Here is a 12,691-nt window from a genome sequence, read left to right as displayed (position 1 = left end):
GTATTCACTCGCGCGCCAGGCCCTCGAAGGCACCATCACGCAACGGCGCGAAGCATAGCGCAGCGTTCGTCGTATTTCTGCTGGTCAAGCGACCTTGCGCTCGCTAGAATTGCGCACTTTTTGATCAGAGGCGCTAAAAAGCGCCCGTCAAGATCGCCCGCGATTCCGGCCGGGCGACCTGTATTCAATACCGAGGTTAGTCATGTCCACCACGCCCGCCACCCCCAAGGTAGGTTTCGTAAGCCTGGGTTGCCCAAAAGCCCTGGTCGATTCCGAGCGCATCCTCACCCAGCTGCGCATGGAAGGCTATGAAGTCGTGCCCACCTACGAGGACGCCGACGTGGTGGTGGTCAACACCTGCGGCTTCATCGACAGCGCCAAGGCCGAGTCGCTTGAAGTGATCGGCGAAGCGATCAAGGAAAACGGCAAGGTCATCGTCACCGGCTGCATGGGTGTCGAGGAAGGCAGTATCCGTGACGTGCACCCGAGTGTACTGTCGGTCACCGGCCCACAGCAGTACGAGCAGGTGGTTAACGCAGTGCACGAAGTCGTGCCGCCGCGCCAGGACCACAACCCGCTGATCGACCTGGTGCCACCACAGGGCATCAAGCTGACCCCGCGCCACTATGCGTACCTGAAGATTTCCGAAGGCTGCAACCATAGCTGCAGCTTCTGCATCATCCCGTCGATGCGCGGCAAGCTGGTCAGCCGCCCGGTAGGTGAAGTGCTGAGCGAGGCCGAGCGCCTGGTCAAGGCCGGGGTCAAGGAGATCCTGGTGATTTCCCAGGACACCAGCGCCTACGGCGTAGACGTCAAGTACAAGACCGACTTCTGGAACGGCCGCCCGGTCAAGACCCGCATGCTTGAGCTGTGCGAGGCCCTGAGCAGCCTGGGCGCCTGGGTACGCCTGCACTATGTGTACCCCTACCCGAACGTCGACGACGTGATTCCGCTGATGGCCGCCGGCAAGATCCTGCCGTACCTGGACATCCCGTTCCAGCATGCCAGCCCGAAAGTGCTCAAGTCGATGAAGCGCCCTGCCTTCGAAGACCGCACCCTGGCGCGTATCAAGAACTGGCGCGAGCAGTGCCCTGAGCTGGTAATCCGCTCCACCTTCATCGTCGGCTTCCCGGGCGAGACCGAGGAAGATTTCCAGTACCTGCTGGACTGGCTGACTGAAGCCCAGCTCGACCGTGTGGGCTGCTTCCAGTACTCGCCGGTAGAAGGCGCCCCGGCCAACGACCTGGGCCTGGAAGAAGTGCCGGACGACATCAAGCAGCAGCGCTGGGACCGCTTCATGGCCCACCAGCAGGCCATCAGCACCGCCCGCCTGCAACTGCGCATCGGCAAGGAAATCGACGTGCTGATCGACGAAGTCGAGGAGCAAGGTTCGGTTGGCCGCAGTTTCTTCGATGCCCCGGAAATCGACGGCAGCGTTTTCATTGATGGCGACCATGGCTTCAAGCCGGGCGACAAAGTGCGTTGCCGTGTAGTGGATGCCGACGAATACGACATGTGGGCAGAGCCCATCTAAAGCGGCTGAAACATGAAAAGCCCCTGCCCTGCCATTCCACGCAAGGAATGACGCGAGCAGGGGCTTTTTTCGTCAGAACGTGTGAAACAGCATCAGGCCACCCTCTGCATCCGGGCTCGCATCAGAGAAGCCTTTAACCGCGTAGAGCTGGACTTTCCATTGCTGGTTGAGCTTGTGGGTCAGGAACAGGGTGAGCTCCTTGATCTGCGAACCGGTCGAGACCACTTTCTGCCGCCAGTCGTAGGAGGCGCCCGCCGAAGTACCCGCAGCCACTGGCAGGGCGAAGCCGAGGCTGACAAATACCGGGTCGTCGAAATCGCTGTCGGGCGGGTCGCCGAACTTCTTCCAGCCCAATGTCGCGAAACCGGTGACCGGGCCAAAGCCCTTGGTGATGTCGACCTGGGCGGTGTAGTCATATTCACCGGTGCCAAGGCACTGGTCTTCATCGGCGGTTGGGAATTTGACCTTGCCGATCAGGTCGAGCATCAGGCCCCCGTCACTGCCATCTAGCAGGGCATACCCGGCGCTGGCGACCGTGTCACCCAGCCCGCTCTCCACATCCCGGCAACCTCCGGGCAAGGGGTCACCATTGGGGCCTACTTCCGGGTTGGTGATGCGCAACCAGGGCACGGTGACCTTGTAGGTCATGGGGCCGGTTTCATATTTGCCGACCACGGGGACGTACCAGATTTCCGAAGTGGTACCTGTGCCATAGTCGCCACTTGAATAGTCCATGCCGATGGCGGTGCTGAAGGTATCGGCCACGGTCGACGCACTGGTACATGACAGCAGGCAGGCAAAAAGAGGGAGCGCGGGTCTCATCTGCACCTCAGTACCCCTTCGGGAAGTGTGGTCGGACTTCCCCAGCCTAGTTGCCTAACGCCCGGATCGCTCCGGATGCTCTACTTTTTCGACGGTCTCTACCTTTTGCGGCCTTTCGATGGTTTCGATTTTCTCGACTTTTTCCACCTTCTCGACCTTTTCAGGCTTTTCGACTTTCTCTACCTTTTCAGGCTTTTCCACCTTCTCGACCTTCTCAACTTTTTCTACTTTCTCGACCTTTTCAGGCTTTTCCACTTTCTCGACCTTCTCAACTTTTTCTACTTTCTCAACCTTTTCCACTTTCTCGACTTCAACCTTCTCTACCCGATCACCCTTGCCACTGTTGCTGCTCTCGGGCTGCTCCACGGTTTCGACATGCTCTGACTTACCAGACTTGTCCACGCTTTCAGACCTGCCGTGACCACTGGCGTCTTCAACGGTACTGCGCCCTCTGTGATCATCACTGCTTTCGCTGCGAACGCTGGTCGCCTCGCTTGTTCCATGGCCGCTGTTGTCGGAGCCGGCTGAGTCACTGCTGCCGTGCTCGCCGCCATGCCCCGAATGGCCTCGGCCCGGGTTGTCAGCACGGTCATCCTGGAATTCCACACGGGTGGCCCGTAACTCGTGAGTACCACTGAGCACGCCGCTCACCCGAACGCGTTGATCGAGCGCCAATCCTGCAGGCTGCCTGCCGACAATCACAGTACCCTGCCCCAGCGTCACATTAATGCCCGCGACCACCAGTTGCCGTGCCTGAACGCGCTGCACCAGCCCTTCGACCACCGCCTGCTGTACACGGCCAGCAAACGGCAGGCTCGGGTCTGGGCGGGTTTGTGCCACTTCCAGCTGGCGCCCGGTCCACTGGCCGCGCACCAGCACTTCCCGCGCGGGGGCTACGCGGGTGCCCAGCGTCAACCCTTGCAGGCTGCCTGGGCGGTCGATTGCACCAATGGCACTGGCCTCCCTGAGGCCCGGCGCCCGTTCGATACGGGTTGCCACCACTTCGCCCGTGGCATCGCGCAAGCCGCTGACCCGGACCGGCTCGCCCGCACGCAGCCCTTCAGCCACCCGCGCGCCTTCGGCGAGCCGCACAGGCTGGCCCATCACCCGCAGGGGGGCCGAAGCATTGGGGAGCGCCGTCAGCGGCCCTTCGTAGACGTTGAGGATCGAGATACGCCCTGCCTGGAGACCGCGCTGGGTGGCAATTGCCTCCACCGCTACAACCTGCCCGATCGCCAAGTGAGCACTGCTGGCGGGTGCACCGTTTTCACTCACCGGCACGTTTTTGCCATAGTGCACTTCCATGCCATTGACGCAGATCGAAGCAAACCCGGTGATGGTGCCGACGATGCCGGTACCACCGGTACCGCCTGGGCGCAGGATCGGCGCACCGGTACCGCCTACCCCGCCATTACCGTTATCAGAGTAGGTGCCGTCCACACCTTCGGCCACCGCGCCAGTACCGCCGGTGCCGCCAGGACGTTGCGGGAAGGGCGCGCCAGTGCCGCCGACACCACCGTTTCCACTGCGTGCACCGGTACCGCCTGTCCCCCCCGGAAACTGCAGGCCTGTGGCACCGGCCATGCCCACTTCGTCGCGGCTGACACAAACCGGTGCTGCGACCACATCGGCAGGCGCCGCCAGGTTCAACCCCAGGACCAGGGCAAAGGCAACGACACGGAGGCAGCGCGTGAGGGGCGTCATGGGCCTGGCGTCTTGGACAATTCGGGGTCGGTAGCTTCAGTGTAGAAATAAAGCCCGACAGTGATGCGCTGACGTTGCTCCGCGCTGGGCACATCAACGCTTTCCAGCTCTGCTGCGAGCCGGCTGAAGGCCAGCAGCGTCTGCATGCCATCTTTGGCAACCACTTCACGCACGTGCTCGACGCTGGCCGGGCTCAAAGCATCGTAGTGCACACTGCGTTCGAAGAACGGCAGGCCCTGGCCACTGAGGTTGTGCACCGCTGCGCAGGCATGGTCATGCAGGTTGTGGCCGAAGTACGCGGCTTTTTCATCGAAACCTTTCTGCGGCACGAACGCCTTGGCTTCCAGGTGCACACGATCCTGCTCATCAAGCCGGACGATGCCAAGGCGCAACCACTCATCCAGCACCACACGCCCGCGGATATCAGTGCTGACCGTGGCCACCAAGGCATCGAATGAACACTCGCCACCCACACTTGCCAAACGCGGCAGTGCCAGGGCCTGGCCAGGTGCCGAGCAGAACGGCGGGCGGGTGGTCCATGCATTGACCAACTGTGCGCCCAGGGTGATGTTCGCCGGCAAGGCCTCGAGTGCCGTGCCACCTTCGCTGCGCAGCCGCCGGACATCCTTGCGATGCACACCCGTGAGCAGGCTGATGCGACTGTCGGTGGGCGGGGCGCCGTCCAGGCCAAACTCACGATGGGCTACGTCGACGAACACTTCCTTGAGCAGGTCGGCGAACATCGTATAGCTAACCCCTTTGCGCAACATCAAGCGCACCAGCGGGCGCATGACACGCCGCAGTGCGCTTAACAGCGAAGCGGGCAGAGTTGGGCTGATCAACGCCTGTCAGCCCCTGCTGTTGTCATCACCCGGTTCGCCACCCACATGGTTGCCGTGATCATCACCAGGTTCACCACCAACGTGATTGCCGTGATCATCGCCAGGCTCGCCGCCGACATGGTTGCCATGATCGTCACCGGGCTCGCCGCCCACGTGATTGCCGTGATCGTCACCGGGCTCACCCCCCACATGATTGCCATGATCGTCACCCGCTTCAGCATGGTTGCCGCTGCGCCCAGCGTTTGAATCACCGGCGTGGCCCTGGCCGCTGCCACTGTTGCCGGCATGGCCACCGCCGTCTCCTCCACTGCCGTGGCCACCACCGCCGCCACTTCCACCGCCGCTTCCGCCCCCACCACCGTGGCCACCACCACCGCCGCTTCCGCCACCACCGTGGCCACCCCCTCCACCGCCGCTTCCACCGCCGCTTCCACCTCCGTGGCCACCCCCACCACCACCGCTTCCACCTCCGTGTCCGCCACCGCCACCGCCACCGCCATCTTTGGCGTAGGCGCTGGAGCCATGAGAAATCGAGTCAGGGATCAAAACAACGGCCGTCGACAGCACGCCCGCTACAGCAGCCGCGATTAAAGCCTTCTTGAACAGCAGGTGGATTTGCATGGTCCGTCTCCAGATAGTCGCCACGAGAACGCCAGATCAGTACGAATCTTTTTCGAATTTTCTTTTTGTGGGATTTTTTCCCACGCTTAATTAATAGACCCCTGCCCCCCACCGTTCAAGCACAGCACGGACAAGCCGACCGGTGGTTGGCCTGCTATGTTTTCCCTATCGCCATGGAGGACCACCGGCATGCAATCGCTACTGACGCTGCAAACCCCGCACTTGCGCGACTACGGCGAGCTGGTACAGATCTGGGAGGACTCGGTGCGTGCCACTCACGATTTTCTGCCAGAGGGGTACATCGTGTTACTGCGCGAACAGGTGCTGCGCCGCTACCTCGACGCGGTGATGCTGATCTGCTGCAAGGACCGGCAACGCATCTGTGGCTTTGCCGGGGTCGCCAACGGGCGCGTGGACATGCTGTTTGTTGCGCCTGAGTACCGTGGCAAAGGGGTAGGCAAGCGCCTGCTGCACTATGCGATCAACGAGCTGAATGCCGAGCGCCTGGACGTCAACGAGCAAAACCCTCAGGCCTTGGGCTTTTACCTGCATGAAGGCTTCGAGGTGATCGGCCGATCGGAAACCGACGGCTTGGGCCAGCCCTACCCGCTGCTGCACATGCGCCTTTGCAAAATGGCGTAAATGACACAGATTCCCAGCCCCTCTGCCGCTCAGGCAGGTACAATGCTGGCCTTTCCCTGCCTTTGCGAATTGCCGTCATGTCCGAACCCGTCCGCCTGTCCAAACGCCTTATCGAGCAACTTGGCTGCTCCCGCCGCGATGCCGAGCTCTATATCGAAGGCGGCTGGGTCACAGTCGACGGCGTGGTGGTCGAGCAGCCGCAGTTCAAGGTCGAACACCAGCACGTCGAGCTGCTCCCGGGTGCCCGGGTCGAAGCGCTGGAGCCGGTAACCCTGCTGCTCAACCAGGCGGCCGGCGTGGACAGCGAAAGCGCCCGCGCCAGCATGAACATGGGCAACCTCAGCGAGGCGCACCGCGAAGGTGTGCGCGCCCTGCACGGGCATTTCACCCGGCAGGCCTGCGTGGCACCGCTCGAGCGCGGCGCCAGCGGCCTGCAGGTATTCACCCAGGACTGGCGGGTCAGCCGCAAGATCGAGGCTGACCTGCGTCGCCTGGAGCAGGAGTTTATTGTCGAAGTGCGCGGCGAGACCACACCTCAGGCGCTGGAACGCCTGGCGCGCGGTGCTACGCGCAATGACCGCGAGCTGCCCAAGGCCAAGGCCAGCTGGCAGAACGAGACCCACCTGCGCATGGTCGTGAAAAACCCCCAGCCCGGGCAAATCGCCGAGCTGTGCGCCTACCTGCGCCTGGAACTGGTCAGCATGCGCCGCATTCGCCTGGGCGGGGTGTCGATGGGCAAGCTGCCCCTGGGCCAATGGCGCTACATGGCGACCACCGAACGTTTCTAAGCAATACGCCACGCACCAGCGTGGCACCTGAACAGGATTCTGCAGCAATGAACCACAACGACGTCCTGCGCAGCCTGCGCTACATGCTCAAGGTGAACGACGCCAAGATGGCCGAGATCATCGGCCTTTCCGGCCTCGAAGTGCACCCTCAGGTATTGGCCACCTACCTGAAGAAGGAAGAAGAGGAAGGCTTCGTGCGTTGCCCTGATCGGGTGATGGCACACTTTCTCGATGGCCTGGTGATCCACCGCCGCGGCAAGGACGACAGCCGCCCGCCGCAGCCGGTAGAGCTGCCAGTGACCAACAACCTCATCCTCAAGAAGCTGCGGGTGGCCTTCGAACTGAAGGAAGACGACCTGCACACGATCCTCAAGTCGGTCAATTTCCCGGTCAGCAAGCCTGAACTTAGCGCGCTGTTCCGTAAAGCCGGCCACGAAAACTATCGCCCATGCGGCGACCAGTTGCTGCGCAACTTCCTCAAAGGCCTGACCCAGCGCGTGCGCGGCTGATTGGCCATGCAGCATACGGTTGCTCCGGTCGGCATCGTCCGCTCCTGCTTCAAGGAAAAATTCGCCATCCCGCGCCAGCCCCAACTGGCGCCTGCCGCGCGCGGCGTGCTCGAACTGCTGCCGCCGTTCGACCAAGGGGATGCGGTCGAAGGCCTGGAGCAGGTCAGCCATGTCTGGCTGCTGTTCCTGTTCCACCAGGCCCTGGAGGACAAGCCGCGCCTGAAAGTGCGGCCACCGCGGCTGGGCGGCAACAAGAGCATGGGGGTGTTCGCCACCCGTGCAACCCACCGGCCAAACGGCATCGGCCAGTCGGTGGTACGCCTGGAGGGTGTGGAGCCGGGGCGCCTGTTGCTGTCCGGCATCGATCTGCTCGATGGCACGCCGGTACTGGACATCAAGCCCTATGTGCCGTATGCCGACAGCATTGCAGACGCCAGCAACCAGATGGCCAACGCAGCGCCCGCCGCAATTGCCGTACAGTGGGGCGACAACGCCCTGCCCCAGGCCCGCGAGCATGCACTGCGCCTGGCTGAACCGCTGGTAGAACTGATTGAACAATGCTTGGCGCAAGACCCGAGACCGGCTTACCAGGTACCGCCGGCCGAACGGGTCTACGGGGTGAAGTTCTGGGATGTGCAGGTGAGGTGGCATTACCCTCAGCCGGATGTGATCCGGGTGCTGGAGGTGGTGCCGGCCTGACCGCGCACCGAGGCGAACCACACACATTAAAAAGGCGACCCGAAGGTCGCCTTTTTCGTACTACAGCCGCGCGATCAGCGCGCTGGGCCTTCTGCCACGCCCAGGTCATCGGTCGGACGGGTATCGACCAGCGGTGCACCACCGGAGGCCAGTTCGGAGGCCAGCTTGTCGTTGTCCATTTCCTTGACCCACTTGGCCACGACCACCGTGGCAACGGCGTTGCCCACCAGGTTGGTCAGTGCGCGGGCTTCGGACATGAAGCGGTCGATGCCGAGGATCAGCGCCAGGCCAGCTACCGGCAGGTGGCCAACAGCCGACAGGGTGGCGGCCAGCACGATGAAGCCCGAACCGGTCACGCCGGCAGCACCTTTGGAAGCCACCAGCAGCACCAGCAGCAGGGTGATCTGGTGGGTGATGTCCATGGTGGTATCGGTGGCCTGGGCGATGAACACCGCAGCCATGGTCAGGTAGATCGAGGTGCCGTCCAGGTTGAACGAGTAACCGGTCGGAATGACCAGGCCGACGACCGACTTCTTGGCGCCCAGGCGCTCCATCTTGGCCAGCATGCGGGGCAGGGCCGATTCCGAGGAGGAAGTACCCAGCACGATCAGCAGCTCTTCACGGATGTAGCGGATCAGCTTGAGTACGCTGAAGCCATGGGCGCGGCAGATACCGCCCAGCACCACCAGCACGAACAGCAGGCAGGTGATGTAGAAGCAGGCCATCAGGTAACCCAGTTGCACCAACGAACCAACGCCGTACTGGCCGATGGTGAAGGCCATGGCGCCGAAAGCACCGATCGGGGCCAGCTTCATGATCATGTTGATGATGTTGAACATGACATGGGCGAAGCGGTCGATCATATCCAGCAACGGCTTGCCGTAGCTGCCCAGGCGATGCAGGGCGAAGCCGAACAGCACGGAGAACATCAGCACCTGCAGGATATCGCCATTGGCGAAGGCGCCGACCACGGTGTTAGGGATGACGTTGAGCAGGAAGCCGACGGTGGTCTGCTGCGCGCCGGCGGCGGCGTAGGCAGCCACACTGCTGGCGTTCAGGGTGCTGACGTCGATGTGCATGCCAGCGCCTGGCTTGACCACGTTGACGACGACGAGGCCGATGATCAGGGCGATGGTGGAGACGATTTCAAAGTACAGCAGCGCGTAGCCGCCAGTCTTGCCAACCGACTTCATGCTCTGCATGCCGGCGATGCCGCTGACCACGGTGCAGAAGATGATCGGGGCGATGACCATCTTGATCAGTTTGACGAAGCCGTCACCCAAGGGTTTGAGGGCAACGCCCGTTTCCGGGTAGTAGTGGCCGAGCAGGATGCCGATGGTGATGGCAACGATCACCTGGACATACAGGGATTTGTACAGCGGCTGACGTGTCGTCATGGCTCATTTTCCTCAAGTGTGCCGGTTCACCCTTCCCAGGGTGATGCGGCACCTGAATCGCTAACCCTCCTGCACTTGGAGGGATTTGTCGTTGTGTTCGAGCTGCCTGGGCAGGCCTCTGCCATGATCAATAGCAAGGGTGGTGCCAAAATGCCCATGAAGGGTGCAAGGGCCGCATTTGCTGGGGATAAATGCCCAACGACAGGGCGATTTGCCTGAGGAAGGCTGGCGGATTTCCGCCCGGTGGCGGTTTTTGTACACGGGGTATGGCGGGAATCCGCCCTCCTGAATCAGAAGTGCCGGCCAATCAATCGAGGTGGAAAGTGATTCTGAACGCCGCGCCCCCCAAGGACGAGTCCCCCAGGCTCAGCTCGGCGTCATAGCTGTCGACAATGTCCTTGACCACCGCCAGCCCGATGCCCTGGCCCGGGTGCTGGCTGTCCAGCCGCTCACCGCGCTCCAGAATGCGCTCACGCTGGTCGGCCGGCACCCCGGGCCCATCGTCTTCGATACACAAGGTCAACTGCCCGGGCGCCTGCTCAAGGCTAACCCGCACCTGGCCCAGGCTCAGGCGGTAGGCGTTTTCCAGCAGGTTGCCCAGCATTTCCAGCAAGGCGCCCTGCTCCATCGGCACCTGCGCCGCATCGGGCAGTTCCAGCGTCACGTTCACCCGCTTGTCCCGGTACACCTTGGCCAAGGTGCTGCACAGGCTATCGAGCAACGGCCGCAGCCTCACGCTGTGGCGTACCAGGCCGCTCTTGCGCAGGCTGGCACGTTGCAACTGATAGTCGATCTGCTGGCTCATGCGCTCGATCTGGCTTTGTAGCACCCGCGCCTGCTCGCGCTCACCGCTACGCTGCTGCAGGCTTTCGCCCACACCTTGCAACACCGCCAGTGGCGTCTTCAGGCTGTGCGCCAGGTCGTCCAGTGAATCGCGGTAGCGCGTGCGCTGCTCACGCTCACTGCGCAACAGACGGTTGAGCGAGCGGGTCAGGCGCAACAACTCACGAGGGTGCTCGCCGCTCAGGCCATCGCGTGTGCCCGACTCCACTTCATCCAGCTCGCGGCTCAGCCGGCGCAACGAGCGCAGGCCCCAGGTCAGGCCAGCCCATAGCAATACCATCAGCGCCAGCAAGGCAGCACCAAAGCCCAGATAGAGCTTTTCCCGCAGGCCATTGAGGGTAGCCTTGTACTCGCTCACCGGCTGCAGGGCGACAATGCTGTAAGCAGCGCTCTGCCCCCCCAGCAGCTTGATCTCAACGTCGTACACGAAGAATTCTTCGCCATCTGCCTGGTGAATGCGGGCAAACTCGTTGCCGCGCCCGTCATATCGGGGGCGGTAGTTGATGTGCCGATCGGCGGTGGCACGCGACTGCCAGACAAGGTTGCCATCGCGGTCAAAGATGTAGCCGAGCAAGCCCGTGTAAGGCAGGTTGTAGCGCTCGTCCGGCAGCAGCGTCGGCATCTGCAGCTGGCCATGCTCGATACGCGCGGCGGAAATCAACGTGGTCACATCCGAAGCCAGGCGCTGCTCGATCGATTCCTGCAGGGCGAGGCTGAAGGCCTTCTGCAAGGCCGGCAGCAGGGCCAACATGAACAGCAATGCCAGCACGGCTGCGGCCAGCATCAGGCGTACCCGCAGCGAGCGGATCATCGGCAGCGCTCGGTGAACAGATAACCCAGGCCGCGCACGGTGTCGATGGGCTTGAAGCCATGCTCGCCCTCAAGTTTACGGCGCAGGCGGCCAACCAGTACTTCGATCACATTGGGGTCGCGCTCCTCGTCCCCCGGGTACAGCTGCTCCATCAGGCGGTCCTTGGCCACCACCTGCTGATGATGGCGCATGAGGTATTCGAGAATCCGGTACTCGTAGGCAGTCAGCGCCAAGGGCTGGTCGTCGAGGGTAGCCTGCTTGCGGTTGAGGTCGAGTACCAAGGGGCCAGCAGCGATGGTCGACTGGGTGAAGCCGCTGGAGCGGCGCAACAGGGCATTCAGCCGCGCTTCGAGCTCTTCGAACTGGAACGGCTTGACCAGATAGTCGTCGGCACCGGCGGCCAGGCCCTCGACCTTGTCTTGCCAGTTGCCGCGGGCGGTGAGGATGAGAATGGGGAAGGTCTTGTCCTGGTTACGCAGGCGCGTGATCAGCTCCAGGCCACTGATACCGGGCAGGCCCAGGTCGATGATGGCCAGGTCGAAGTGGTATTGCCCAGCCTGGAACAGCGCCTCCTCGGCATCGGCGACCGCCTCGACCACATGGCCGCTTTCGCCCAAGCGGGTGTAGAGGTGATGGCGAAGCAGGGCTTCGTCCTCGACCACCAGCAATTTCATGTGCAGCTCCTTGTGTGTATTGCCTGTGCCGGCCCTTTCGCGGCTAAAGCCGCTCCCACAGGTGCTGCACACGTCTCAGGAACTGTGCGATCCCTGTGGGAGCGGCTTTAGCCGCAAAAGGGCCGGTACAGGATAACGCGGCTCGCGCGTCAGAACTTGTAGCTTGCGGCCAGATAAGTCTGCGCACTGCTGGTCAGGCGCAGGGTGCCGTCCTTGGGCCCGCCATGCGCGCCCACTTCCGTCGCGGCATTGGTGCGCAGGTAACGATAGCCCAGCTCCACCGAAGCCTTGTCGGTGATGTCCTGGATCACGCCGGCCTGCAGGCCGTAGGCATAACCGTAGTCGGTATCCCGGCTGGCCCCGGGCGAGTCCTGGGTGAGCTTGGTCATGCCCAGGCTGCCACCGCCGAACAGTTTGGTGGTATCGCCCACCGGCAGGAACAAGTCGTAGCTGCCCAGCAGGTTTTCCTGGCGCAACTTCAGGCCACTGTGGTCGCCTGAAACGTTGTCATAAGTCATGTAGTAGCGGCCCTGGCCGTTGATCTTGCCCACACGTACACCCCAGGTGTCGTCCTTGCCGATGATGCCATCGGCGTTGAGCTGGTCAGTGTTGCGCTGCAGCAGGCCGGATTTGCGAACCTTGTCGCTGGTCTGGCCGTAGGTCAGGCTGGCGAAGTTGTCGTCGGCGGCCTGGGCAGTGGTGATGCCAGCGGCACAGACGGCCATGGCGGCAAGCAGGGTGTTGAAGGTTTTCATGGCTGGATACTCCAGTTGGGTGCGCTGTTTCGGTCTGGAAGCTAGAGTAA

13 protein-coding genes are annotated in these 12,691 nt (G+C 62.6%); 5 read left to right on the top strand and 8 right to left on the bottom strand.

Features of this window, described 5'->3' with window-relative positions; genetic code table 11:
• Nucleotides 1-202: 202 nt before the first annotated feature.
• Nucleotides 203-1,534, top strand: coding sequence for a 30S ribosomal protein S12 methylthiotransferase RimO (gene rimO / locus J3A71_RS06980; RefSeq protein WP_016488669.1), 1,332 nt, complete (start codon nucleotides 203-205; stop codon nucleotides 1,532-1,534).
• A 72-nt stretch (nucleotides 1,535-1,606) separates the two neighbouring features.
• Here the strand turns inward: rimO and J3A71_RS06975 are convergent, their stop codons facing one another.
• From J3A71_RS06975 to J3A71_RS06960, 4 genes are read right to left on the bottom strand one after another with little or no spacing between them, the layout of a single operon-like run.
• Entirely contained in the window at nucleotides 1,607-2,356 is a 750-nt protein-coding gene (locus tag J3A71_RS06975; RefSeq protein ID WP_016488670.1) for a hypothetical protein, read from the bottom strand.
• Between the two features lie 54 nt (nucleotides 2,357-2,410).
• Nucleotides 2,411-4,060: a DUF5666 domain-containing protein gene (locus J3A71_RS06970; protein ID WP_096426667.1), complete on the bottom strand. Its 1,650-nt coding sequence runs from the start codon at nucleotides 4,058-4,060 to the stop codon at nucleotides 2,411-2,413.
• Entirely contained in the window at nucleotides 4,057-4,902 is an 846-nt protein-coding gene (locus J3A71_RS06965; protein WP_096426668.1) for a DUF6502 family protein, read from the bottom strand. Before J3A71_RS06965 ends, J3A71_RS06970 begins: the two co-directional genes overlap by 4 nt.
• A complete protein-coding gene (locus tag J3A71_RS06960) occupies nucleotides 4,899-5,426 on the bottom strand; it encodes a hypothetical protein (protein WP_157754422.1) in 528 nt (175 codons plus the stop codon). The genes J3A71_RS06965 and J3A71_RS06960 overlap by 4 nt, the downstream gene beginning before the upstream one ends.
• 286 nt (nucleotides 5,427-5,712) lie before the next feature.
• Here J3A71_RS06960 and J3A71_RS06955 point away from each other — a divergent pair, with 286 nt between their 5' ends.
• The 4 genes from J3A71_RS06955 to tsaA all read left to right on the top strand — a co-directional run bounded on the left by J3A71_RS06955 (nucleotide 5,713) and on the right by tsaA (nucleotide 8,161).
• On the top strand, nucleotides 5,713-6,165 hold the full coding sequence (locus tag J3A71_RS06955; protein WP_016488674.1) for a GNAT family N-acetyltransferase: 453 nt from the start codon (nucleotides 5,713-5,715) through the stop codon (nucleotides 6,163-6,165).
• 77 nt (nucleotides 6,166-6,242) lie between these two features.
• Nucleotides 6,243-6,953: an rRNA pseudouridine synthase gene (locus tag J3A71_RS06950; protein WP_016488675.1), complete on the top strand. Its 711-nt coding sequence runs from the start codon at nucleotides 6,243-6,245 to the stop codon at nucleotides 6,951-6,953.
• Nucleotides 6,954-7,000: 47 nt separating this feature from the next.
• Entirely contained in the window at nucleotides 7,001-7,462 is a 462-nt protein-coding gene (locus J3A71_RS06945; protein WP_016488676.1) for a DUF1456 family protein, read from the top strand.
• A 6-nt stretch (nucleotides 7,463-7,468) separates the two neighbouring features.
• Complete coding sequence (gene tsaA, locus J3A71_RS06940) at nucleotides 7,469-8,161, top strand: tRNA (N6-threonylcarbamoyladenosine(37)-N6)-methyltransferase TrmO (RefSeq protein WP_016488677.1); 693 nt, start codon at nucleotides 7,469-7,471, stop codon at nucleotides 8,159-8,161.
• Between the two features lie 74 nt (nucleotides 8,162-8,235).
• On the opposite strand, the gene J3A71_RS06935 is transcribed toward tsaA, so the two are convergent.
• From J3A71_RS06935 to J3A71_RS06920, 4 genes are all read right to left on the bottom strand, one after another.
• The gene (locus J3A71_RS06935; RefSeq protein ID WP_016488678.1) at nucleotides 8,236-9,558 is read right to left on the bottom strand and encodes a dicarboxylate/amino acid:cation symporter; all 1,323 of its coding nucleotides are present in this window, start codon (nucleotides 9,556-9,558) and stop codon (nucleotides 8,236-8,238) included.
• A gap of 307 nt (nucleotides 9,559-9,865) precedes the next feature.
• Entirely contained in the window at nucleotides 9,866-11,212 is a 1,347-nt protein-coding gene (locus J3A71_RS06930; RefSeq protein WP_096426669.1) for an ATP-binding protein, read from the bottom strand.
• The gene (locus tag J3A71_RS06925; protein ID WP_016488680.1) at nucleotides 11,209-11,886 is read right to left on the bottom strand and encodes a response regulator; all 678 of its coding nucleotides are present in this window, start codon (nucleotides 11,884-11,886) and stop codon (nucleotides 11,209-11,211) included. The genes J3A71_RS06930 and J3A71_RS06925 overlap by 4 nt, the downstream gene beginning before the upstream one ends.
• Before the next feature lie 149 nt (nucleotides 11,887-12,035).
• Nucleotides 12,036-12,641, bottom strand: a complete 606-nt coding sequence (locus J3A71_RS06920) for an outer membrane beta-barrel protein (protein WP_096426670.1) — start codon at nucleotides 12,639-12,641, stop codon at nucleotides 12,036-12,038.
• Between the last annotated feature and the right edge of the window lie 50 nt (nucleotides 12,642-12,691).

The organism is Pseudomonas sp. PvP089, assembly GCF_017875165.1.
Lineage (GTDB): Bacteria > Pseudomonadota > Gammaproteobacteria > Pseudomonadales > Pseudomonadaceae > Aquipseudomonas > Aquipseudomonas fortuita.
The sequence above is the reverse complement of the archived record's forward strand: the minus strand, read 5'-3'. Positions and strand labels throughout refer to the sequence as shown.